Source organism: Holdemania massiliensis, from assembly GCF_022440805.1.
GTDB lineage: Bacteria > Bacillota_I > Bacilli_A > Erysipelotrichales > Erysipelotrichaceae > Holdemania > Holdemania massiliensis_A.
The window spans coordinates 499,683-524,201 of record NZ_JAKNTK010000001.1 but is presented as its reverse complement, the minus strand read 5'-3'; the positions used below and the strand labels follow the sequence as shown (position 1 = coordinate 524,201).

The following is a 24,519-nucleotide window of genomic DNA, read 5'->3' as shown; positions in this document are numbered from 1 at the left end:
TGATTGATTTCTATGAGTTCTCAGTCTTTCACGCTTCTTAATGACAGCCCTTTTCCAGGCTTATCCCGCGGCGATTTCTTATTTTATCCTGATTTAATCATCAATACCTGTTTGCTTAAGTCTCATTGTACGGGACGATGGCTGGACTGTCAAACTGATTCGTGAATTTGAAAACATTCGGAAAGGAAAAAAAGGGATCGGCACCGAGAAATCCTTTGAATTAGAATTTCTGCCGGGCGATCCCTCTTGTCCTCTAAAACAAGCGTGATGATTCAATCCTTCATTACAGCCAGAAACGTTGATAATAGATTCCGCGGATCAGTGCATGGGCACCCTCAACGATCAAAGCCAAAGCAAACAAGGTTGATAACGCTACCGTACCGATTACCGGTTTAAAGAATGTCAGCAATCCCAGCATCGTCATTGCTGCCCCCAACAGTACCAGCCATCCCCATCCATCAAAATTTAGCTTCCGCAAATCAAATCCGCCGACCAGCTTAGACAATCCGGAGAACATGATCCACATCCCGAAAACATAGGGCAGAACGGAGGCGACCAGAACACTGTTGGCCAGAAACATAAAGCCGACCAGGATTCCCAGAATACCGTCGAGAAGCTGCCATAAAGCGCCTAACATTACATTATGGAACACAAAGTAAATTGTCAAACTGAAAATACCGTTGATCAAAATCACAAACCCAATCATTCCCGCCATGGAGATCAGCGAGGCGTCCGGCCTGAACAGCAAGGTACAGCCGGAGATGATCAGCAGGATTCCGGCAATAAACCATAGCACACGCGTCATTGAATTTTTCATATAATCCCACTCCTTCTTGGATCACTTTCATCGGATCCTATTTGTATCATAGCGCTTTCTTATCGTTTGAAAATAGACAGTCCCGGCTGACTGTCCAAAGCGTCGACAAAGCAAAAGCCCTGTCTAATTCTGCGGACATTCTGCTTTATACTCCGTTCCCAGAAATGGATGATTTTGAGGTGTTGGGATAACTCAATGAGATAAGCATCGCTTTTCTAAGCTTCCTTTTTTAAAAACAGGAATTTCAGTCAGCTTTTCAACGTAACCCACCCGAACTGACCCTGCTTACAAAAAGAAGACTGTTCAATTGTCAGCCTTCTCTTCTGCTTTATTTATGGATTCATCATGGTACTGGAATGAATCTGCCATTTCGCTTACGGAAATCCATCTTATTTTCCAGCCTCTCAGCCTCCATTATTTTTAATCTCCCCTAGCCTGCGAAGGACCTGTTCATAACGCGGAGACTGGCGCAGAAATGACATTGTTTCATCTTGTTGGAGTGCTTTCAACAGCGACTGACTGAGCAGCGCACTGAACGTACTCATATCATTCTGATCCTGAATATGCGGATATAACGGTGACTGGGAAGCGATCCATGGTGTTTTCAAAGCCTGAAACATGGCCTCCAGCGCGGTCAGAGCTGCTTCGCCATCCTGTCGGTTTGTCGCGGCCGTCCAGTCCGCATAAGCTCGATTATACGGCATCAGATCCAGCTGTTCTCCAATCCAACGGGATACCTGCAGATAGCGTTCCGCGGTTTCCGGCTGTTCCTTGATTGTTAAGTTGGCTAAGGTACCCAACTGCATTGACAGGTCGTTGGCAGTTTGGATCAGCCGTCGTTCCATCAGTTCCAGCGCCTTTTCCCTCTCTTTTGAGCGCAGATAAAGATTAATCTGCAGCTGTTGTTTATTCACGGCATCCGGCTGCGGCAGCTGATTCAGCAATTCCCTGGCTTCATCAAATTGTTCCTGCTCCAAAGCATCAAGAAATAAAAATCCGATTGCGCCATTGCGAGACCGCGGATCATTTCCCTGCACGCACTGCTGCAGCCATGAATGAATCAGCGACTCAGCTTCGTTCAGCTGTTCCGGCACCAGCATCAAACAGCCTTTTAACACGGACGCCAAAGCATAAAGCAGCGGCAGACAGCCAGGATATTCTTCCGCCTGTTCGCGGGCATAAGCCAGCGCCGATTCCACCTGATCCATCTGAATCCGCTGGGTGATCTCACGAATAATATCGGCTATTTCTGCATCGGTTAATTCTTCTTTAAATGATAAAAGCGTGTTCAGATCCGTTTTTAATAGACGGGCCAAGGGTGGAAGCAGCGTGATATCCGGATAGCTGACGCCGCTTTCCCATTTGTTGACAGCCGGGGCGGTCACACCCAAACGCTGTGCAATTTGTTCCTGCGTTAATCCTAATTCTTTCCGCCGCTGGCGGATAATTTCATTGATTTTCATCATGATTTCCTTTCTGCCGGACTCTTTACGATATCCAGAAGGATAGGCCTATCCTGACTTTATCTTAACAGGACGTCATGTCACTGACAACTGAACGCTCGGCATGTTTTGGTTAATTTTTTTAACCATTGGTTATAAATCAGAGAAACAGGAAAAGAAATGATGATTTCTTTCTCAGAGAATGCTCTTCATCCATATCCTGAATTCTAAAGTCTGACACTTGTGAAGAAGAAAAGATGTATCCACCCTTCTGTTTTGCGATATTTCGTTGGGTTTGTTTTACGAAAACGGTTTTTCTTTTTCTGAAAATCTGTGCAGTATTTTTGAAAGGCGGATTACAATAGAGTTATCCCGGTCAGTATAAATCTAACTGTTTTGGGATAATGATTCTACTGACCAACATGATCCAATAAGATATGAAGTTGAAAAATCCAATCACCATAAAGGAAGAAGGAAAATCATGAAACATAATATCTTACTGAAAACCAATATCTTAGTCTGCCTGGTCGTCTTTCTCGGCTTTTTGGCAACTGCCGTGCTGAGCTGCCAGATGAATTATTCGGCTTCCGTCAAAAATATAGAACAAGTATCTGAACTGACTTCAGAAGGGATTTATTATCAGCTGACAACGCTGTTTGCCAAACCGGTCAACATCTCACTGACCATGGCCAATGACAGCTTGCTTCGCCGAGCGCTGCTTGAAGAAAGCAGCAACCTGAACAATCCGGAATATGAAGCGGTTCTGACAAAATATCTGAAAGCGTATCATGATCAAACCCAGTATGATTCTGTATTTTTAGTTTCTGCCGCTTCGCAGCGTTATTACAATTATGCCGGACTTGACCGGGTGCTCTCTCCGGAAAATCCGGAAAACGACTGGTATTACGCAATGGCAACCTCCGACCAGGAATACGCGATGAACGTCGATAACGATGAGGTCAAAGGCAAAAACAACGAAATTACTGTATTTGTCAACTGCAAGATTACGGATGATCAAGGGCAGCTTTTGGGGATCGTCGGCGTCGGCCTGCAGATTGATTCCCTGCAGACTTTAATTCAAAGTTATGAGGATCAGTATCAGGTGCAGGCATTTCTGATCAACAGCGCCGGAGACATTGAAATTTCCTCTCATTACACCGGTTATGAAAGAATGAATTTGTTTTCGCTGTATCCCTATCAAGATGAGGTGCAGAAACAGATATTAAGCTGGCAGAGCGGCGATGCCTCGAATCCTTTCTGGGTAAAAAATCCGCAGGAAAGCCAGGGACAGGATTATGTAATCTCGCGTTACATTCCGCAGCTTCAATGGCATCTTTTTGTCCGGCAGGATACGGGCGAATTATTAAGATCGCTGCAGCGGCAGCTGTGGCAGTCTGCTTTGATCATCACGGCGATCATTCTCTTCATTCTGTATATTATTACCCGGGTCATCCGAACCTTTAATCTGCAGATAATTGAACTGACGCAGTCGGTGGAACAGGAAAAGCGCTCCACCTTTGAAAAAGCCACCGAAGAACTGTTTGACAACATCTATGAGCTGGATATTACCCACAACTGTCCGGCAGATGCAGAAACGCAAAAATATTTTGAAAGTCTGGGAGCTCCGGCGGGCACACCTTACGATCAGGCCCTGAAGGTCGTTGCTGAAAAGCAGATCAAAGCTGAATTCCGGCAGGGTTATGTTGACACCTTTACGCCTGCGAATGTGATCCGCGCTTATGAAAACGGGCAGGATACTTTAACCTATGAATTTATGATCTCTACTGGCGGAGATTATTTCTGGATGCGGATAACAGCACGGATCATTCAGCAGGAAAAGGATCAGTCGCTGCACATGCTGACATATCGACAGAATATTGATGCTGAAAAGCGCCAGGAAAAACGGCTTCAGGCTTTGGCTCAGACGGATGAGATGACGCATCTTCTGACAAAAAGCGCAACCCGGCGGCATATTGAACAAAAGCTTCAAACTTGCCCTGATCAGCAATTTGCCTTTTTCATCTTTGATATTGATACATTTAAAGAAGCGAACGACCGCTACGGCCATGTTTTTGGAGATACGGTGATTGAAGCCTTTGCCGCTGCGCTTTGCTCCCAGTTTCGCCAAGATGACATTATCGGACGGATCGGCGGCGATGAATTCGCAGTCTTCTATCCAATCACCGGTCCTGCTGCGGTTGAAGATAAGGCAAAAGCTCTATCGAAGGCTTTGAATAAAACGCATACTGCGCTGGGCTGCACCTGGATGATGAGCGCCAGCATCGGCATCGCGCTGGCACCTCAGGATGGCTGTAACTTTGAAACACTGTATAAAAGTGCTGACGCCGCCTTATATCAGACCAAAAAACACGGAAAAAACAGCTATTCCTTCTTTAAAGCAGTCCCTCATGAACATGACAGTTCAAAAGATTAAAGATTTTTTAATAGAATCGTTTTGAATTTTATCAACGATCGCTAAATCACTGCTTGTATTTAAATGTCTAAAAACAATGTTTTAATATTTTTCCCTCAACATCTTTAAGAACATTTTCAGCTGAAAATGCGTCAAATTCTATATCACGATCCGCTTTTACTATTCTTGCAAATTTTTCTAAAAATAGAGTATTGTCCTCTAATCATGCTGCTTTCATCTGATCTCTCCTCAATGCTTAACCTCTACAGTGAATACAAATTCTTATACTTTATCTATTCAATGCACAATTATGTCTATTAATCCTAATTCTATTGATAAAAGCAAGTTGTATGCTATCCTTAAATTATGAAAGAGGAGTTAATCATGCGAAAAACTTTAGTTTATATTTTTGCGCTATTGCCTAAGGCTAATTTTTTATCTGTTTTAAAAAGTCAAACTGTGATTTCTTCTTCGCCTTATCTATTTAATGAAAACTTTCTGAGGTATTAAACCTATGAAATTCACATTTAAATTATTCTTACTTGTTTTCCTGTTACTAATTGTAGGATGTCATAATTCAACGATCAGCGAACCGACCAGTTCCCCTCAAGAAACAAAGGAAGCTAGGGTCAATCCAAGTAATACCGAACCCGAATATTTTCCTTTTACAGATATTAAAAATGCAGTTTCACATACCGGATTCCTAGATAAAAATAAAGTGTTTGACACTTATACTTTAAATAAATATTATCATGAATTCGCTAATGCTACTTGTCAATTAGTAGAAAGTTCCGATTCAATATTTTTTACAGATTCTAAAACTTTATATCAAATCAGTAAAGACCATTTCAAAATTAGTTCATTGATCACAGGTAATAATATAGGCAGATTATATCTTTACGACAATAGGATTTATTTCACGGATTACACGGATAATTATTTAACAGCCAATCTCTACAGCTATGATTTAATCTCACACGACCAAGCCTTGTTATTAGAAGACGTCAGTGGTTGTATGCTAGGAAAGAAAAACCTTCTATATCTAACGACAGGCAGCTCAAATGATAGTAACAGATACGAGAATAATTACTTTGCGATATTGAATCTCAGTAATGGAGAATTGAATGTTACGGAACTTAATTTAATGCCCTGTGGATTATTTGAATATAACAATTATTTATATTATTACGAAATATCTGATTTGTTAGTCAGAAGAATTAACTTAGATACTTTAACCATAGAGACAATTGATAAGATCAATATCTATGTCAATGATTATCTGCGTGGTTTAAATGATTATTTATATTTTTACAGTCCGTTGTCAGAAAGTATCTGCAGAATTCAATTAAGTAGTTTTCAGGTTGAAATCATTACTCCGATTAATTCCAAAGTTATTTTCCGTGAATTATGTGTCACTGAAGGACACGTTATTTATCTAACGGAAGATCCTGACTTCAATATTCCCTACTTAAATATTTGGTCTGAAAATAACGAATTAACGACAATTGAACTACCGAAAGGACAAGTTTTTATTGAGAATATATTATTCAATCAAGTATACTTCTCAGTGAATTTAGAAAGTCTCTATATGTATGATTTAACGAATCAAACTATAATACAAGTTATTTAACGATATGTTGAGCGGCAAATTAAAGGTTGGTATTTTCTGAGTTTTATCTTTTTCCCTTTAACATGAGTCAGTCAACCCCCTTTTCACCTCACCTAACATAGAATGCTGAAAAATAATTCCTGCTGGGGTAATCAGGAAAGAGAAAACGATACATCTGCTATACATTAAAAGGTAAGCAAATTGCTGCGTTGACAGGCATAAATCAAACTTATTGGGTAGGAAGCTAAGAAGCCTTTGTTTCCTCCTCGGTTTATCCTGCCAAACACCTCTTTTTATAAAACCGATATATCCCTGATGCTCACAGGAATTGTGGATAACTTTGGGATTAAGATCAACAAAATATCTTGATTCACATTGTCAAAAACTCAAAAAATCCAGTCAGTTTGGTTTCCTGACTTCATTTCCTTTTCTTATAAAAATCCGTTATAATAGTCCCTGAGCTAATGAAAGCCTAGGGGAGGATTTTATGGAGTCCGCAATTACGATATTTAATCAAATTCTGAAAATGTTTCTGATGATGAGCGTTGGCTTTTTGCTTTACCGCAAAAAAACAATCAACGACGATACAACCGCACGGCTCTCAAATATTTTACTGATGGTAGCTACTCCCTGCACAATTATCACTTCGTTTAACCAGACCTATACGCCGGAAAAGCTGCAGGGACTGATCCTAGCTTTTGGGCTGAGTCTGGCCGTCTATGCCGCTAATATCATGATCGCCGGTGTTCTGTGCAAGCGGGAAGAACGGGTTGAAAAATTCGCCTTGGTCTTTTCCAATGCCGGATTTCTCGGAATTCCGCTGGTGACGGGACTCTTGGGCATCGAAGCGGTTTTCTATTTATCGCCATTCATCGTCTGCTTCTATTTATACGCCTGGACGTATGGAGTGATTGTCATGTCCGGCACCCGGGAGGGCGTCACGCTCAAAAAAATTCTGACCAATCCCTGTATCTGGGCAATGGCGGTGGGTGTGCTTGTCTTTCTGCTTCCGCAGAAACCTCCTGTGCCCGTCATGGAAGCCGTCGCTTCGCTAGGTTCCATGAATACACCGCTGGCGATGTTGGTACTGGGTGCTTATCTGGCAAAAAGTCCGCTTACTCACATGTTTAAAAATATTGCGGCTTACCGTATCAGTCTTTACCGGCTAGTTCTGATTCCCGCCTTTTTACTGGCAGCGCTGAGTCTGGTGCCGAATACTTTTGCAACCATCCGGACCGTAATTCTGGTTTCTGCCTGCGCTCCCTCTGCCGCTTTGGCGCCGGTTTTCGCCCAGATGTTTCACCGTGATATCAGCCTGGGCGCGGAAATTGTCAGCCTGTCCACCATCCTGTGTCTTTTCACCCTGCCGATTATCATTATGCTTTCGGAAATGATCTGGTAAATCCTGATAGATTGCTTTTCCAACAGGCTGCTTTTCATGTCTTTCGTGCTTTACTGCCGGATAAAGTAAAAATGATGGCCTTTCTCCCCCGGGGATAATCAGCCATCATTTTTTTATTTCTTACTTCGAAGCGTTTTCGCCCGCAATGCGTCCGAATACTGTGATATCAGCCAGCGCATCCGAACCTAAACGATTGGTTCCATGAATACCGCCAGTTACCTCACCTGCTGCATACAAACCCTCAATAACACTGCCATCCTGGTTGATGACCTGCGCGTTCGCATTGATCTGAACACCGCCCATCGTATGATGGACAGCCGGTGCTGCCTTGACAATGTAGTAAGGTCCCGTTTCGATCTTAGCCGGCATTGAACGCTTGTTGAATTCCGGATCTGTCCCGGCATCAACATAGCTGTTGTAGTTTTCCACCGTCTTTTTCAGTTCTTCTGCATCAATGCCGAAGAAATTTGCTGCTTCTTCCAGCGTATCCGCCTTGACCATCAATCCAGCCTGGGTCAGATAATCCAGCTCTGCCGCATGATTTTCCTGCAGCTTGCTCAGATCAAAGCCGTTCTGATCGACCAGTTCGTAACAGACATGACCTGTCTGATCCTTAATGGCCATCGACATGACGTCACGCCGTCCCAGTTCCTCAACAAACCGCTTGCCTTCTTTGTTGACAATCACCGTGTAGCCATACAGACGGGCATCATCATAGTACAGTAAAGCTCCGGTTGTCGGATCACAGATTGGATAAGTCTGAATGTATTCCATGCCGACCAGATTCGCTCCGACCTTCGTCGCCATCGTGATGCCATCGCCAGTGGAACCCACTGAGTTGGTGGACAGAATGGATTCGTCAATCTGCGGATCATACTGCTTGCGCATTTCGATATTGGAGCCGAAACCGCCGGTGGTTAAAATCACATTTTTTGCGGTGAAGGTGTAATCGGTATTTTTGCCTTCGGCTTTCACGCCGGTAACCCGTCCGGTTTCATCGGTGATCAGCTCGGTAGCGCGGGTATCCAGCAGCAGCGGAATTCCCAGTTCTTCAGCTTTCGCCTGTTCCTTTTTAATGATTTCAGCTCCGCTGGCACCTAAAGGAATCAGTGAACGCTTAACCGAATGCCCGCCGAAGAACATCAGCTCGTCTTCCCAGACCACATTGCAGGTATCGCGCAGCCATTCTGCCCCAGCCAAGGCATTGTCCGCAACAACCTTGACCAGCTCCGGATCATTCAGATTGTCGCCGCCTGTCAGCATATCCTGAGCCATCAGCTCAGCGTTGTCTTCAATACCTTCCGCTGCCTGAAGCCAGTTGCCCGGCGCGGCATATTCAGCTCCGGAAATCAGCGTATTGCCCCCAGCCATCGGCATTTTTTCAACAATAATAACATCGGCGCCATTCATCTTCGCTGTGATTGCCGCCGCAAAGCCTGCACCGCCGGCCCCGATGACAACAACATCATGCGTTTCTTCCTTGGTTGTCCGTTCAGTGGATTCCGGTGCTCCGGTATCAACCTTTTTCAGCATCTCCTTGCTTGCCCCGGCTGCCGCCAGAGCGTTGTTGACAGCCTCTAAGAAGCCGTTGGATGTCGCAGTCGCCCCGGAAATCGCATCCTGATCCACACTGTTGGTTGCCAGAATCGCTTCCGTCAGCGTATCCATCGCCTTGTCAATCCCAGCGGTTTCATCATTCTTGGTGATTGTGATCGCGGTGATCGTATCGTCCTTGATCGTGACTTCTACCCCGATAATGCCGCCGCGGCCATTGCCTTCACCGGCATAAGTTCCATCTGTAATCGCATTCGCGGTTGATGGCTGTGCCGGTGTTTTCGAATGATCCCCACAGCCGGCCAGTCCCAGGATCAATAACCCGGACAACATCAGCGCACATAGTTTCTTCATTTGTTTTCCTCCTTTTGTTAACTTATTGACAATACTATTTTATCATGTTGCCTTGACGTTGGCTTTGCACAGATTTGTTATTTTTTGCACTTTCAACACAGCTCGGCTTGTCATCCCGGCAAGCTTCATTTATACTTAAAAACAAGAATGTTCATGCGTTTAAACCAGGGGAAAAGAGGGATACGATGACATTGCGGACAAAACTCTGCTGGTCGTTTCTGGCCTGCATTTTGATTGTGTTCTTGCCGATTCTGGCCATTACCGAAACTCAGCTGCGGCCGGCCAGTGAGAAACAGACTTTGCAGCAGACCAGCCAGCTGGTCAACGCGAAAGCCGCGGAAGTGGGTTCCTGGCTGAACCAGCGAATCAGTGAAATCCGGATTATCCATGAATTTCCCGGCACGCAGTCGCTGGATTTTGATCAGCTTCGTCCCTATCTTTCTTCCCTCAATGAAGTTCTGCGCCAACAGTACGGCAATCCCGAGGAAGCTTTTGCGGTTGGAGGGGTGGATGGACAGGGCTGGATTAATGACAAGCTGACGATTGACGTGCATCAGCGTCCGTATTTTATTGAAGCTATGGCGACCGAACAGGAGTATGTCATCAGCAAGCCGGTCATCTCCAAGTCCGATGCCAAACCGATCTTTCTGATCTGCTATCCGATCCGCAATGAAAACAAGGAGAAAATCGGCTTTATCAACGGCTCCGTCAATCTGGATAAATTTACAGATATCCTGTCTTCCGTCAGTATTTACGATGGATTTTCATGGATCATGAACCGCGAGGGTCTGGCTTATACCGCCGCGCCGGAGGTTTTCGATGAAATTCAGCTGACTGAGGAGGATCTTCAGGCCCTTGCCAGCCAGGCTGAAATCGCCGGTTATTTAAAGCTGGATTCTGATCGTTCCGATACGATCTTCTACGCTTCGGTGCCCTATGCCCCAGGATGGCTGTACTGTGTCCAGGTCAGCGATGCCAAGCTGTTTTCCTCATTCGATCAAGTCGTTGGGATGATGGTCGGCTTCGCTTTCTTTCTGTTAATCTGCGCTGCGCTGTTAGCCTGGCGGCTGTCCAATTCGATCACCGCGCCGTTAAAACGCCTAGAACAAAGTGTTCTGGCTGTTGCCAACGGAAATTTGAACACGGTATTTTGCAATTCGGGATCCGATGAAATTGTCCGGCTGGGCCGTTCCTTCAATGAAATGGTAGCCCAGCTCAGGCAATTGATCAATCAGGTCGTTTCTGTTCAGCAGCAGAAACGCAAAGCGGAATTAAGGGCGCTGCAGGCGCAGATCAATCCCCATTTCTTATATAACACGCTGGATACGATTCAATGGAAAGCACTTGAACATGACGCCGGGGAGGTTTCAGATATGATCTGGCAGCTTTCCCAGATGTTCCGCATCGCTTTAAACGACGGCCGTGAGCTGATTCCCGTTGCCGATGAAATTCGGCATGTGGAAAGCTATCTGACGCTGCAGAAAATGCGGCTCCTTGATCATTTTGCTTATACGCTGAGCGTTGAACCGGGATGCAGCGAGATCCTGATTCCCAAGCTGATCCTGCAGCCGTTGGTGGAAAACAGCTTGGTTCATGGTTTGGATCGGAAACGAAAAGATGGACAGATTGCGATCGAAATTCGCCGGCAGGGTGAATTGATCCTATTGTCGGTTCAGGATAACGGCAAAGGTCTTGATCCGCAGAGTCTGCAGCGTTTGACGCAGGAACTGGCCAGCCATCAGGAATCGGATCATTATGGTTTATACAACATCAACGAACGGCTTTACCTGACTTATCGTGATCAGTACCGCCTGACTCTGGAAAGCCCGTCGGGAAAAGGCTTTCGGATTACATTAGCGTTCCCGGCTGAGGAGGAAAACACATGCTTCGCGTCATTGTAGCCGATGATGAACCGGTCATCCGCAATGGAATTGTTCATCTGATCGAATCCAGCGGTCTGGATTTAAAAGTCGCCGGAACTGCCGAAGATGGACGGGAAGCCGTGGAACTCGTTCAGAAATTGGATCCGGAAATTATCATCATGGATATCAATATGCCGCAGCTCAATGGTCTGGAAGCGATTGGGGAAATCCGCAAATGCTCCCCGGACTGCCGGATTCTGATCGTTTCCGGCTACAGCGATTTCGCGTATGCCCAACAGGCTATTGATTTAGGCGTCTACAAATATTTGTTAAAGCCGCTGGATGTCCATGGCTTCGTGCCGATTCTCCAACAGGCGATGGACAGCTGGACCCAGCTTCACCGCAAAGCCAATCCGGCCTCCGTCAGTGAAGAAGACGCTTTTCAGGATAAAGGGCTGGCCGCCTTTCATTATGTCCGGGATCACTTTACTGAGAATACCCTGAATCTCACGGAGGTTGCCCAGCGGTTTTATCTCAGTCCCTCCTATCTGTCCCGAATCATCAAAGAAAAAACCAGTCTTTCCTTTACCGATTATCTGAACCGGTTAAGAATTGATCTGGCGGAATCTCTGATGCTGGAAAATCCGGGCATGACGATGAATGAAGTAGCGCTGCAGTGCGGTTATAGTTCTCAGCACTATTTCAGCCGGGCCTTTAAAAATTACACCGGCATGACGCCGATTGCCTTCAAAAACAAACCCCGCTGACCGATGATCAGCGCCTATATCAAAAAAGGAACGATTCGCACATTGGCTGCCTGATCTCGTTCCTTTTTTCTCGTTCATCCTTTTCTTGCCTAACCACAAGCTGACAAAGCGATATCATCATCAACACTGCCGCTCTGTTCTATACTACTGGATAGTTTGGCCTTCCGCTTATTTTATTCTACCGTTTCCCGCCAGATATTCGCGCCTAACGCCCGCAGTTTGCCGTCCAAATCGTCATAACCCCGTTCGATATGATAGATTTCATGAATTTCCGTCACGCCTTCCGCCAACAGTCCGGCGACAACCAGACTGGCTCCGCAGCGCAGATCCGTCGCGGTGACACGGTCGCCATACAGCGGGGTAATCCCTTCAATCGTACAGCTGCCCTGTCCGACGCTGATGTCCGCGCCCATCCGCTGCAATTCTATGCAGTGCTTGAACCGTTCCGGATAAATCGTTTCCCGGATCGTTGATTTGCCTTCCGCCTGTGTCAGCAGGGCTGACAACGGCTGCTGCAGATCGGTCGCAAAGCCTGGATACGGCAGCGTTTTGATATCGACACCCTGCAGCTTGCCGCCGCCGCGGATCAGAACACTGTCGACGTCGACTTCCATATCCACACCCATTTCCTGCAGTTTGGAAAGCAGCGACTCCAAATGCTGCGGAATGATATTCGTGATTTTCATTTCCTTCGCGGCCGCCGCGGCCATGATGATAAACGTTCCCGCTTCAATCCGATCCGGAATGATCTCATGGAAACAGCCGGATAAATAATCCACGCCGTCAATGGTGATCACATTGGTGCCGGCGCCGCGGATATGCGCGCCCATCTTGTTGAGCAGCGTAGCGACGTCGATAATTTCCGGCTCCTTAGCGGCATTTTCAATCGTTGTCCGGCCCTTTGCGTAGACCGCTGCCATCATGATGTTGATCGTCGCGCCGACCGAAGAAATATCAAGAAAGATTTTCGTTCCGATCAGCTCTTCTGCTTCGATCGTATAACAGCCTTTTTGATAATCGACCTTCGCTCCCAGCGCTTCAAAACCCTTCAAATGCAGATCAATCGGTCGCGGCCCCAGATAACAGCCGCCCGACATTTTGATTTTGACATGTTTGTATTTGCCTAACAACGCTCCCATAAAATAATAGGAAGCCCGCAGCTTGGTGACCGCCGGATGTTCCAGCGGGCGGTTGATCATTTCAGTCGGGTCGATGATCAGATGTCCCCGATCTTTATGCACCACCGCAACGTTCAGTTCCTCTAACAAGGTGGATAACGATTCCACGTCCGCAATATCCGGCACACCGCAGATCGTCACCGGGCCGCTGGCCAGAATTGAGGCCGGAATTAATGCCACCGTCGCGTTCTTTGCCCCGCTGATTCTGACCTCTCCGTTCAGCTGATGACCGCCTTCAATCTTAAATACTTCTTCCATCGGTTGGGCTCCTTTCATTGCACTATCATACTATTAAGTTTTGTTTCAAACGTGATTGTTTTTGAGTTCCGTCCCCAGCTCAGCCATACAGCTGGCGGATTTCCTTTTCCCATTGTTCCATCAGCCGCTGCAGCTTCTTTTCGTTTTTCCGTTTTCCCATCCACGAAAGGCTCAGAATTGCCAGCTTTTTTTCCATATTGGCAGGCCGGAATTCTTCGCTGTACACAACCATGCAGCTATGTTCGTCAAGCTGTTGGCACTGGGTATCAATGACCTGCGTTCCGTCAAACATATCGACCCGCAGCTGCACATGCGCCGGTTTATCAAAAATCGTCAGCTCGGCTTTGCCGATCCGTTGTTTCTTATCCGAAACGACAATCTTCTTGTCGTATTTCAGGCCCTGACGAATCTGGGCAATCGTCAATTTCTTATCGGTTTCAATCTGAATGTCCTGTGCAATCCGCCGGGCCATGAAGTTGAAAAACTGAACGGCGGAACAGGGAAACTGATGTTGTATCTGCATAATCTCATCCTTATCTTTTTACGTAACTATTATACCGTGATCCGTTCCGCATTGCCACTCTTTCCCGATACGGGTGCATAGTTTTCGCATTCCTTAGAATTTCCTTAGACTTGTGGTTTATGCTCAGAAACAGAAGGAGGGATTTCTATGAAATCTAAAAAACGGTTCCGCGGATTCAGCGGATTTGATCTGAAATGTTTGGCGATGATCCTGATGGTGCTGGATCACATTCATTATTTCTTTGGTTTTACCGGACGGATTCCGCTGCTTTTTTCTCAGCTTGGCCGGCTGTCCGGCTGGCTGTTTCTGTTCTGTACAGCGGAAGGCTTTGCGCACACCTCCAATCGCCGGCGGTATGTTCTGCGCTGCTACATCATCGCGGCAGCGATGGGATTGATTCAATATGCGATCCAGTTTTTCGGCTGGACGCGGGCCGATGGTTTTTTCCCGGCCAACAACATCTTCGCTACCTTTCTGCTCTGCTTCCTTTTGTGGCAGGGGCTGGATGAATTGAAGAAAAAACGCTGGTTGATCGGAATCGGCTTGTTAGCGCTGCCCTGGGCCGGTTATTTCCTGTTTGCCAGTCTGCCGCTGACACTGGTGCCCTATGCCTATTTCCTGCAGTGCACGCTGTTTCCGCTGCCGTTTCTTAACGAAGGCGGGATCTACTATCTGATCGGCGGTTTTCTGCTTTATGCCCTGCGCCAACACCGCGCCGTTCAGCTGAGTGTCTTTACGTTGACGATAGGCGGACTGTATGCGCTGGTGCTGGGACAGATGAATTTTAGTTTCATCGAAGTATTGACGGTGGGTTATGAATGGATGGGACTATTCGCGGTGGGTTTCATGGCCTTGTACAACGGCCGGCGCGGACCGCGCAATCAGCGTTTCTTCTACTGGTTTTATCCCGCCCATATCTATCTGTTTTATATTCTGTCATGCTTAATGATATAATAGAGAAAACAACGGCAGGGAGGGAATGGATATGGCACGGATCATCGCCGTGGATGATGACGCGGATCTGCTTCGATTAATTCGCATCGCTTTAGAGAAAGACGGGCATACCGTCATCGGCTATACAGATCCTGCTGATGTTGATGAAGAAATCTGGGCGAAAGCGGATTTAGTCCTGCTGGATATCATGCTTCCGCATCAGTCCGGTTTCGAGCTTTGCCGGAACATCCGCAGTCAGCTGGACTGTCCGATCCTGTTTCTCAGCGCGCGCAGTGAAGATGAAATGATGATTGAGGGGTTGGGCTTAGGCGCGGATGACTACCTGACCAAGCCGTTCAGTCTGAGCGTCCTGCGCAGCCGGATTCAGGCTCACCTGCGGCGGGAACATCGCCGGCTTTGGGATTATGCCTGCGATTGGCAGCTGGATCCGTATCAGCAGATCTGCTTTCAAGGTCATCCGCTGAATCTGACACGCAGTGAAAAGGAAATTCTGATGGCCTTACGCCGTCAGCCCGGCCGGATCTGGACCAAAGAACAGCTGTTAGCGCTGATCAATGGCTGGGATCGCTGCAGCGAACCGGCTGCGATTACCGAACACATTAAAAATATCCGGTCCAAGTGCCGAAAATGGCACAGCGATCCGATTGAAACCGTATGGGGGATAGGTTATCGATGGAAAAACGAAGACGCAGAAAAACCCAAACCTTAGCGCAGTTTTTGCGGCGTTATTTCTTAATCACATCCCTGGGTGTGCTTGCCTTATTGGCGGGGGCCCTTGGCCTATTTCAGCTGGGATTAAACGCCGGCTGGTACACTCCGGCCAATCATGCGGAAAAGCAAGCGCAGGAGTTGATCGGCAAAATTCAGGTGCAGGATTTCTTTGATCCCAATCAGGTTCCCGACGGTCTTGATTATATCCTGTTCAGTCATGAACAGTGGGCGGACAGTTCTCTGCTGCCCGATGATGCCCTGGCGGATTACAGCTATTATTCCGGCAGCTATACCGGCATGATCGGTGCTTCTGCCTGGCTGCGGACAGATTTAAGAGCGGAAACCGTCATTCTTTTATTCCGCTATGCTGTCCGTCCTGCTTCACCGGCCATCGCCGCTTTGATTCCAGATCTGCAGGGAGTGTTTGTCGGATTGTGCGCGCTGCTGATCCTGATCTTATTGATCGGAATGACCAATCGTTATGGAAAGAAATTAGTGCAGGCGCTCAACGCCTTGGAGGAATCCGCAACCCAGATCGCCGCCGGCAATCTGGATTTTGAAATTCGGGATACCGCCCTGAATGAATTCAACCAGGCTCTGGATTCTGTGGATACGATGCGGACGGCGTTGAAAGACTCGCTTGTTCAGCAATGGGACATGCAGAATCAGCGTGAAATTCAGATCGCCGCTCTGGCCCATGACCTAAAAACGCCGCTGGCTGTCATTGCCGGCAATGTGGAACTGTTAAAGGAAGAAACACTGCCGGAAACGGCTGCGGAAAGTCTGGAAGTGATCGGACGGCGCTTAGAGCAGCTGAGTCATTATGTCTATCAGCTTCAGCAGGCTGCCAGCCGTCAAAATCAGGCTGAACAGCCCAAACTGACCGCGATCGATGAGTTAATCCGGCGCTGTACGGAAGAAGTCGAGGGCTTATGCCGCAATAAGGATCTGACCCTAACCGTATTCTGTCCGCCGTTTTCCGCCTGGGTGCATACGGAAACCCTGCGCCGGGCGCTGATCAATTTGCTGGATAATGCAATCCGGTATTGTCCTGTGGGCAAAACCGTTCAGCTGATGGGACAGGTTACTAAAACGCACTGGATCATCAAGGTCAGTGACGAAGGGCCAGGCTTCCATGCGGAGAGTCTGCAGCACATCGGCGAACCCTTCTATCGTTATGAATCTGCCCGCAGCAGCAACGGACATGCGGGTTTGGGACTGTATACGGTATCGCAGGCGATGCAGATCGAAGGCGGACGCATGATTCCCGGCAATGTCCCGGATGGCAGCGGAGCTCAGGTAATTCTTGAATTTCCCCGTACTACTCTTGCGGAAGAAACTGAACACGCTGACCCTGTTTCCGGCAGCTTCGCTTCACCTTGACAATAAAGAATCGGCGGATTCGGGAAGACTTTCATTCCCGGGCTGCCGATTCTTTTTTTGTTCATGGTTCAGTTTTCTTCGCAGTCAGGTTCTCGGTGTTTCAATTTACCGATTAAACTTTGAACTCAAAGCTGAAGCCAAAGCCCTTGACCTCATGGGTATCATTGGCGATCACAAACGCTTCCTTATCTATCGCCGTTACCATTTCCATCAGCGCAGGATACTGGTTTTTCGTGATAACGACCAGCACGATTTTACGCTTCTCATGGGTATAGCCGCCCTGGGCTTCAATCAGGGTCGTTCCCCGTTCCAGGCGGGAATGAATCTGTTCGATGATCTGTTCATATTGATCTGAAATAATCTGAATCGCTTTGGCCTGCTGCCCGCCGAACATCAGCACCTTGTCAATCGCTACGGAAGACGCCCAAACCGACACAAAGCCTACCAGTACCGCTTCCAAGCCATAGGTAAACGCACCTAGCAGCACGGTCAGCGCATCGGTGATCAGCACCAGCTTGGCAATTTCAATGTGCGTCAGCTTATGCACGATCAGCGGCGGAATGTCCATTCCCCCGGTACTCGCCCCCGTTCTTAACGCCATCCCAACGCCCATGCCGCCTAACAAACCGCCGTAGAGCGAAGCTAAAATCGGATCCAGGTCCAAAACCGGAACCCGACCGCTGAAAAAGGTCAGAAATACCGGATAAATCAGCGAGCTCAGGATGGTCTTCATCGCAAATTCCTTCCCCAGAAAGCAAGCGCCGATGACAAACAAACCCACCACTAGAATATTGACCATCAGTGTGACCGGCAGCGGAATTAACGGCTGCAAAGCTACGGCAATGCCGGCGACGCCGCCGGACAGAATATCATACGGCAAAATAAACATGCTGACAGCCAGCGCCAGGACGGCGTTGCCAGCTACGACCCAAACGATATCTTTCCCCTTCTGTTTTAACGTTTTCATCACGGACCTCCTCGTCGTTTTTCATACACCCTCTTATTATAAGCTTTCCCGATCCGGAAAAAAAAGAAAACCCGCAGATTTCTCCGCGAGTTTTTCTCAATAAGAGTTTTTCAGTGATTACGCTTTGTTTGCGGAACCAAACTGGTTCATCATTTCAATGACTTTCTTCGTGATTGCATCAGCACCCGGTTTCAGCAGTTTGCGCGGATCATAACCCTTGCCGGCCAGATCTTTGCCTTCTTCAATGTACTTGCGGGTTGCGGCTGCGAAAACCAGCTGCAGTTCAGTGTTGACGTTGATCTTGGAAACGCCCAGTGAGATCGCCTTGGCAACCTGATCGGCTGGGATGCCGCTGCCGCCGTGCAGAACTAACGGTTTGCCATTGGTCGAAGCCTGGATTTCAGCCAGACGGTCAAAGTTCAATCCCTGCCAGTCAGCCGGATATTTGCCGTGGATGTTGCCGATGCCGGCTGCCAGGAAATCAACGCCCAGAGCTGCGATATTCGCACATTCCTGAGGATCTGCCAATTCACCCATGCTGGCAACGCCGTCTTCTTCGCCGCCGATGCCGCCGACTTCACATTCAACGGAAATGCCTTTGGAGTGAGCCAATTCCAGAATTTCTTTGGACTTCGCTACATTCTCTTCAAAATCATAATGCGAGCCGTCAAACATGACAGAAGTGAATCCCGCTTCAATGCAGGCCTTTGCGCCTTCAAATGAACCGTGATCCAGATGCAGCGCAACCGGAACGGTAATGCCCATCGAATCATGAATTTCTCTGACCATGGCCACGACGTTCTTAAAGCCTGCCATATACTTGCCAGCGCCTTCTGAAACGCCTAACATGACTGGTGATTTGGCTTCTTCAGCTGCGGCCAGAATGGATTTAATCCATTCCATGTTATTGATGTTGAATGCGCCTACTGCATAATGACCTTCATGAGCTTTTTCGATCATTTCTTTTGCGGAAACTAATGCCATAAATGTATCCTCCTATTTTCTACGCCCTTATTCTACTCCATTTTTCTAAATTTGAGAAGTCTGCAGCAGCGCTTTTCAAGGAAAAAGCACGCAACCCGAACAATCCTTTGGATTCTGCCTGAAATGTCAACATGCCACTTTGTGAGAAAATTCCAAGAACTCTCAATTTTAAGATTTCCTCAGCCTGGAAACTGAGATATCTACAAGAAAGTGATGCAAGCATCACTCTGAAAGTCTAAACCTTCAGAGCCCCTCTCTGTTTCTTGCCAGGAGAGTATTCCTGCAGTTCTGTTCCTTCCTCCTCTCTCTTGCTTCACAAGATGAAGGCTGTGTCGAAGGTTCTTCCCCACAGGCGTCTTCGTTCTCTTTCTGTTTCTTAATTTCATTCCGACGCGAAAGTCAGCGATCTTCTTGTCCCTGCCTTCTTTGTACAGATTAAGAAACAGAATTCGGTTGCTTCTATTCCATTCCCATCCCTCGCCGCGCTATCACATACGTGGCCGCCATATGGACTGTGCAGCCCATTCTTTTGCTGTATTTTTCTTTCCCGATCTTGCTTGTATTCGCTGGATTCACCTTCTTTACTCCATATCCCTCTTTCCAGCAGCGCCGCACAATCGCTTCTTCGATCTTGCTTGTCGCAAAGTCGGATAATATTTTATTTTGTCTTCGATTCCCATACCGCATCTTGCTTTTTGTCTTCTGGAAATCCAAATCTTCCATCACTAACGGCTTATGACTCCGCACACATTCCAAGACTACTTCCTTGGCTGTCTGACCAATCTGATGTTTCCTTTGTTTCCTATTTTTCCCATCCAGAGGCATTTTCACCATTTTCAATAAAACACAGTTTCCGCAGCCATCCGTTTCACTTACCGCGATATGATTGACATTGATATCAATGCCAATGACCCCTTGTTCTGTGTTTTCGCTCTTCGCTTTCTCTTCCATCTCGACGATCGCTTTGATAATAAAATAAGCGCCATGATCTTCCAACACATAAGCCACTGCTTTTCCAGGTGTATTATGCGGCAGTCTCACCGCTCTTTCCAATTCTTCTTTGTGTTGATGAAATTCAATCTTGAGCGGGATCTCCCGTTTCTCACTACTGCAGCGGTAAATCAAAACTCCCTCTTCAATATGATATTGGAATAAGTTATTTGAGAATTTTCCTTGCCTTCTTCCCCGTATCATCATCGTTCGATTGCGGGCTGATTGATATGCTTTCAGCCAGGTTTCATGTTGCCCTGCATACACTGTCGTTCTTGCCCTAGCTAACTTCTTCCCGCCAAAACAGGTAAACTTCATTCTTTGTTGAAGAGCTTCTAACTTCTGCTTTCTCCGATTCAATCCATAAATCAGATGAGAGCGACGATTCTTGAATCGTTTTCGCTCAGGACGCAGCTGCTGCACTTCAAGCAAGTAATCCGCTTCCGTTTGTTTCCCTTGTTTTGTCTTTCTGAATAATTCTTTTAATTGTCGGTCAATTTTCCGAATGTTGATTTCGACTTCTTTTATTTTTTTCTCGATGGCCTTGCATTGAGCCTTCAGCACCTTCTTCTGATTTTCATGGTTGGCAAAATCGTTACTTAAATGTTGTTGTGCTTCTTGAATCGCAGAGAGTGGAAAATAGTCATTCGTATGAAAGCGGCGTTTCATTTCTTTTCCCAGACTATCATCAAAGGAAAAGGGAATCCCCTGTGATTTCAGACATAACAAATGATAGGCAGTATGCATCATGGCATGATAGAGCTGGATATCCTGGTGCAGAGCGTTCGCTTCTTCCAAGGATAATTCCGAGTAGTAAATACGATTAGAACAGGTGATTGTCTTCATGGAAAGAGAACCTCACTTTCATAGAAAATCAGAAAATGGAATTACTACTTCTTCTGAGTTATTATACAACATTCCTCAAAGCTATACAACGCGTTTGAGTTTGTTTCATCCTTTTCATTCTTCTCTATATGGCTCTTGGGAAAAAGAAATGATCGAACAGTTTAATTGAATTCAGATCTCTTTTCCCTTGTTTACAAACGCGGTTCGTTTCAACCTTTAAAACATATCCACTACGATTCTCTGCGTTTTTCTTTTCAAAAGCAGTTGCTTGACCGCATGGAAGCCAAATTGAATTCTCCAGATTTTAATATCGTAAAAAAGCAATGTTATCGAGATTATCCCGATGGCTTCTATGTTTACTCTCCACCTTCTACTCACAAATCCACTCAAGATTGTGTGGATTATATTATTCGTTATGTTGGTCGTCCTGTCATGGCTCAAAGTCGGATTGAAGACTATGATGTTGACCTTGACTTTGTCTGGTGGCACTATATCGACCATCAAACCCACGAACGTGTAGATGTGTTTGATTCCACTCTCGTTTTCATGAAAAAGCTCATTCTTCATATTCCTGATGATCATTTCAAAATGGTTCGTTACTTAGGCGCCTATACTTCTCGAAAAAAGAAACTTTATCGCTGTATTCAAAAAATGTTACGTAAGCCTCGAGCTTGGATTCGTAAGAAGCTTTCTTCTTATCGAGAATTTCGTAAGGAGTCCACAGGCATTGATCCCTTCCTTTGTTCCTGCGGACACATCATGGAATTGGTTGAATCCTTTTTCCTGGCTGGATTGGAGGTGAAAATCAATGAAATCTGGGAACTCTATGACTGGCACCGTGAACTCGATCCCCTTCAAGTGTACTAAATGTGGTTTTCTGGATCCGATGGAAATCGATATCGCTGAAGAAGCTTGTGATCTTATTTCTTATCGGGGTATTCCATGTTTCCGCGCCTACTGTATCCAATGGGATTCTGTTATGATCCCTGTCGATGTCTTAGACCCATTCGCTCGAGAATAGTCTATCCTTCCACTCCTATCCCATTTCTCTTTTCGTTGCGACCTTTTAGGTCGTTTTTCTTTTTCATAAGATTCGTTTGAGTTATTTAACTCATTTGAACCTATCACCCATTTTGATGCAATTTCCTAATAGAAAAAAAATAACCATTTTTTACCCATTTTCGGTTAAATTATTAAGAATTTTTAACATTTTTGTGTATAATAGTGTTATTGAGGTGCTGACAGCTGTCTTTTTGGTTATAATATTTCTATCCAAGACCTGTAAAGTCAGTGTTATCACCCGATTCAGTGAAAATTTTACTTATTTTCACTGAAAAAATGATTGTCACAGAAGAAATTGTTGGATATAATTCCAACCGGAGGAATAGTATGAATAAAAGTTCAGAAATTTACGACATCGCTTGGGATCTCGCTTCGATCGTAGACAACCTGGATGATTCCGTCCTTAACGTCATTTGCAAAGGAGCTCAGGGAACAGATCCAAACGCTACCGCTTCATTGGAATTGGCCTGCAAGACACTAAAAAAGAACATCGAGCAGATGAAAGGTTTAGTTGCATCCCTGGAAGACATTACTTTCGGGCTGGAAGAACAACTGGAAGAGTTGGAATCGAACGGGACTGAGAACTCCTCATCACCGGCAAATTTATCGTAAAACAGAAAGAACTGTCAGGGCTTTGCTTCGCGACAGTTCTTTTTTTTCATCCAAAAGTCTTGAATGGTTTTCCAGAAACCAGTTCTGCGGCTTTGCTTTAAGCAAAGTCCCCCGAATTGAATACCATCCCTTGTTTTATTGCTGAATGTTCTTGCCAACAGACAAGAATTTCATTATAGTTATAGCCAAATCAACAGGAGGAATCATTATGCATTCACCGCAGGAAATCATGATCATCCGTCAGCTGGACCGCGATTTAGCGCTGGCCGGCGATCGACTGCACAGCCGTCAGATTTACCAACGTTCACTCTGGATCCCCGATGAAGAACATCGCAAAGCCCTGCTGGAAACTTTAGAACAGCTTTCCGTTCGGGTTGATCAGCTGAGTGATCAGGATGAAGTTTCACATTTTTTCATTCATCATTTTCATGACTGTCTGGATTTTCTGAGCTGGGAAGCGGATGATTTCTGGGCTCATCCGCAGGTTCAGCTCGGTGAAATACTGCATTCTTTAAAACAGCTCTGGTCTTCAGATCAGCGCCGCCGCAGTCTGCGGATGACGATTTTGGCTGAGCAGTGGACGGCACTGCCCGCCTGTCTGCACGCTTTGGAAGCGCGGTTTTCCGACTTGGATGAAACTGATCTGCCGCTTGTGCTTGCCCGCAGTCAGGCGCTGAAGCATCAGGCAGAACAGATCATTCCGTTTTTGGACGAGCAGGAAGCACGGACCCGACAGGCCTTAAGCGAAGGCGTAGAAGCCTTGGCGCTTTGGATTGAACGGCTGCGCGCGGATGGCATTACAGAAAATCAGAAGATCAGATCCGATGATCAGCGGCTGAATACCGATCCGGAAGTTTACCGCTGCACGCTGGCGATGAAGCTGGGCGTGGATCTGGACGACTTGCTTTCTTGGTATCAGGATGAAATTGAAGCGACCCGTGCCAACGTCTTTGCGATTGCCAATCGCCTGAGCGATACCCCAATCACCACGATGGCGGAAGTCCGCGCCTTGCTGGATGACAAAGCCGGAGCTTGTGAAAGTGCCGAGGAAATGTTCCGGCGCGGGCATGAATATTTAGCCCGCGTCAAGGCTGTCAGCCGGCAGACGCTCTGGCATCCGATTGACGAGCTGTGCGATTTGACCGGTGTTCCGGAAGAGCTGCGGGATTCTTTCCCGTGGGGCGGCTACATGGACGGCTGCCCGTATGAACGGCCGCTGCATGGCCGGATGTTTCTCAATGAAACCAACTATCCAGCTGTTAGCGACGGCTGGATCAAAGTCAACACCATTCACGAAGCCTACTTTGGCCATCATATCCAGTTTCTGCGCGTCAACAGCGATCCGCTGCCGGAAACAATGCGCCGCGGCCCCAAAGCGGATCCATTAATCGAGGGTACAGCACACCGCAGCGAACATGTATACGAAACGATCTTTGCGGAGGACCCCTACTTCCCGTTGTTTACCGCTTACCGACGGCATCATACTTCCGTGCGGATTCAGGCTGATTTGATGCTGCGGTGGGAAAATCGCCCGATCAGCGAAGCGGTGCAGCTGTATCAAAAAGAACTGGGCTTCGACATCAAAACAGCACGCGGTCAGGTTTTGGCCCAGGAAGACATGTTCGGCTATTTCACCTGTTACTGCTACGGCTTAAAAAAGATCGAACAGCTGGAAAAGGACCTGCAGCTGCCGACGGATGAAATGACCCGGCGGTTGTTTGCGGCCGGACAGATCAGCATGGAAAGCCTGCGCCTGTTGTTAAGCTGCAGTGACGAAGCCCGCTGGTCAATTCTGCACGATTATCCTAGCTTATATCGTTTTGCATGACGA

The 24,519-nt window shown here is 46.7% G+C and carries 20 protein-coding genes; 12 read left to right on the top strand and 8 right to left on the bottom strand.

Annotation, left to right across the window (positions count from 1 at the left end):
* Positions 1-283 precede the first annotated feature (283 nt).
* Positions 284-817: an HdeD family acid-resistance protein gene (locus MCG46_RS02455; protein ID WP_240277363.1), complete on the bottom strand. Its 534-nt coding sequence runs from the start codon at positions 815-817 to the stop codon at positions 284-286.
* 404 nt (positions 818-1,221) lie between these two features.
* Positions 1,222-2,283: a helix-turn-helix domain-containing protein gene (locus MCG46_RS02450; protein ID WP_240277362.1), complete on the bottom strand. Its 1,062-nt coding sequence runs from the start codon at positions 2,281-2,283 to the stop codon at positions 1,222-1,224.
* Between the two features lie 457 nt (positions 2,284-2,740).
* Between MCG46_RS02450 and MCG46_RS02445 the strand changes: the two genes are divergently transcribed.
* From MCG46_RS02445 to MCG46_RS02435, 3 genes are all read left to right on the top strand, one after another.
* Positions 2,741-4,693, top strand: a complete 1,953-nt coding sequence (locus MCG46_RS02445; protein WP_240277361.1) for a sensor domain-containing diguanylate cyclase — start codon at positions 2,741-2,743, stop codon at positions 4,691-4,693.
* A 493-nt stretch (positions 4,694-5,186) separates the two neighbouring features.
* The gene (locus MCG46_RS02440) at positions 5,187-6,302 is read left to right on the top strand and encodes a hypothetical protein (protein WP_240277359.1); all 1,116 of its coding nucleotides are present in this window, start codon (positions 5,187-5,189) and stop codon (positions 6,300-6,302) included.
* Between the two features lie 466 nt (positions 6,303-6,768).
* Positions 6,769-7,683: an AEC family transporter gene (locus MCG46_RS02435; protein ID WP_240277358.1), complete on the top strand. Its 915-nt coding sequence runs from the start codon at positions 6,769-6,771 to the stop codon at positions 7,681-7,683.
* A gap of 120 nt (positions 7,684-7,803) precedes the next feature.
* On the opposite strand, the gene MCG46_RS02430 is transcribed toward MCG46_RS02435, so the two are convergent.
* Positions 7,804-9,591 carry a flavocytochrome c gene (locus MCG46_RS02430; protein ID WP_240277357.1) on the bottom strand — a complete coding sequence of 596 codons (1,788 nt, stop codon included), beginning with the start codon at positions 9,589-9,591 and terminating at the stop codon, positions 7,804-7,806.
* 185 nt (positions 9,592-9,776) lie between these two features.
* Here MCG46_RS02430 and MCG46_RS02425 point away from each other — a divergent pair, with 185 nt between their 5' ends.
* Together MCG46_RS02425 and MCG46_RS02420 are read left to right on the top strand one after the other, a co-directional pair.
* Positions 9,777-11,492 (top strand): cache domain-containing sensor histidine kinase, encoded by a 1,716-nt coding sequence (locus MCG46_RS02425; protein ID WP_240277356.1) that lies wholly within the window; start codon positions 9,777-9,779, stop codon positions 11,490-11,492.
* Complete coding sequence (locus MCG46_RS02420) at positions 11,474-12,220, top strand: response regulator transcription factor (RefSeq protein ID WP_240277355.1); 747 nt, start codon at positions 11,474-11,476, stop codon at positions 12,218-12,220. Before MCG46_RS02425 ends, MCG46_RS02420 begins: the two co-directional genes overlap by 19 nt.
* A gap of 173 nt (positions 12,221-12,393) precedes the next feature.
* Here the strand turns inward: MCG46_RS02420 and MCG46_RS02415 are convergent, their stop codons facing one another.
* Positions 12,394-13,656 (bottom strand): UDP-N-acetylglucosamine 1-carboxyvinyltransferase, encoded by a 1,263-nt coding sequence (locus MCG46_RS02415; protein WP_020225203.1) that lies wholly within the window; start codon positions 13,654-13,656, stop codon positions 12,394-12,396.
* A gap of 79 nt (positions 13,657-13,735) precedes the next feature.
* Entirely contained in the window at positions 13,736-14,179 is a 444-nt protein-coding gene (locus MCG46_RS02410; protein WP_240277354.1) for a DUF3284 domain-containing protein, read from the bottom strand.
* Positions 14,180-14,326: 147 nt separating this feature from the next.
* Between MCG46_RS02410 and MCG46_RS02405 the strand changes: the two genes are divergently transcribed.
* Genes MCG46_RS02405 through MCG46_RS02395 form a run of 3 tightly spaced genes read left to right on the top strand, consistent with a single transcriptional unit; the run spans position 14,327 to position 17,227 of the window.
* Entirely contained in the window at positions 14,327-15,133 is an 807-nt protein-coding gene (locus MCG46_RS02405; RefSeq protein ID WP_240277353.1) for a TraX family protein, read from the top strand.
* A 31-nt stretch (positions 15,134-15,164) separates the two neighbouring features.
* Positions 15,165-15,842, top strand: a complete 678-nt coding sequence (locus tag MCG46_RS02400; RefSeq protein ID WP_240277352.1) for a response regulator transcription factor — start codon at positions 15,165-15,167, stop codon at positions 15,840-15,842.
* A complete protein-coding gene (locus MCG46_RS02395; protein WP_240277348.1) occupies positions 15,806-17,227 on the top strand; it encodes a sensor histidine kinase in 1,422 nt (473 codons plus the stop codon). The genes MCG46_RS02400 and MCG46_RS02395 overlap by 37 nt, the downstream gene beginning before the upstream one ends.
* A 112-nt stretch (positions 17,228-17,339) precedes the next feature.
* Here MCG46_RS02395 and MCG46_RS02390 read toward each other — a convergent pair whose 3' ends face one another.
* The 3 genes from MCG46_RS02390 to MCG46_RS02380 all read right to left on the bottom strand — a co-directional run bounded on the left by MCG46_RS02390 (position 17,340) and on the right by MCG46_RS02380 (position 21,014).
* A complete protein-coding gene (locus MCG46_RS02390) occupies positions 17,340-18,194 on the bottom strand; it encodes a YitT family protein (RefSeq protein WP_240277347.1) in 855 nt (284 codons plus the stop codon).
* A 117-nt stretch (positions 18,195-18,311) separates the two neighbouring features.
* Positions 18,312-19,178, bottom strand: a complete 867-nt coding sequence (fba, locus tag MCG46_RS02385) for a class II fructose-1,6-bisphosphate aldolase (protein WP_006058291.1) — start codon at positions 19,176-19,178, stop codon at positions 18,312-18,314.
* Between the two features lie 459 nt (positions 19,179-19,637).
* Positions 19,638-21,014, bottom strand: coding sequence for an IS200/IS605 family accessory protein TnpB-related protein (locus MCG46_RS02380; protein WP_240277346.1), 1,377 nt, complete (start codon positions 21,012-21,014; stop codon positions 19,638-19,640).
* On the opposite strand from MCG46_RS02380, the gene MCG46_RS02375 reads away from it, so the two are divergent.
* From MCG46_RS02375 to MCG46_RS02360, 4 genes are all read left to right on the top strand, one after another.
* Positions 21,013-21,183 (top strand): hypothetical protein, encoded by a 171-nt coding sequence (locus tag MCG46_RS02375; protein ID WP_240277345.1) that lies wholly within the window; start codon positions 21,013-21,015, stop codon positions 21,181-21,183. The two genes, MCG46_RS02380 and MCG46_RS02375, sit on opposite strands and share 2 nt — an antisense overlap.
* Complete coding sequence (locus MCG46_RS02370; protein WP_275890942.1) at positions 21,180-21,881, top strand: transposase; 702 nt, start codon at positions 21,180-21,182, stop codon at positions 21,879-21,881. Before MCG46_RS02375 ends, MCG46_RS02370 begins: the two co-directional genes overlap by 4 nt.
* Before the next feature lie 522 nt (positions 21,882-22,403).
* Positions 22,404-22,688, top strand: coding sequence for a hypothetical protein (locus MCG46_RS02365; protein WP_020225209.1), 285 nt, complete (start codon positions 22,404-22,406; stop codon positions 22,686-22,688).
* Between the two features lie 208 nt (positions 22,689-22,896).
* Positions 22,897-24,516, top strand: a complete 1,620-nt coding sequence (locus MCG46_RS02360; protein WP_240277343.1) for a DUF885 family protein — start codon at positions 22,897-22,899, stop codon at positions 24,514-24,516.
* Positions 24,517-24,519 lie beyond the last annotated feature (3 nt).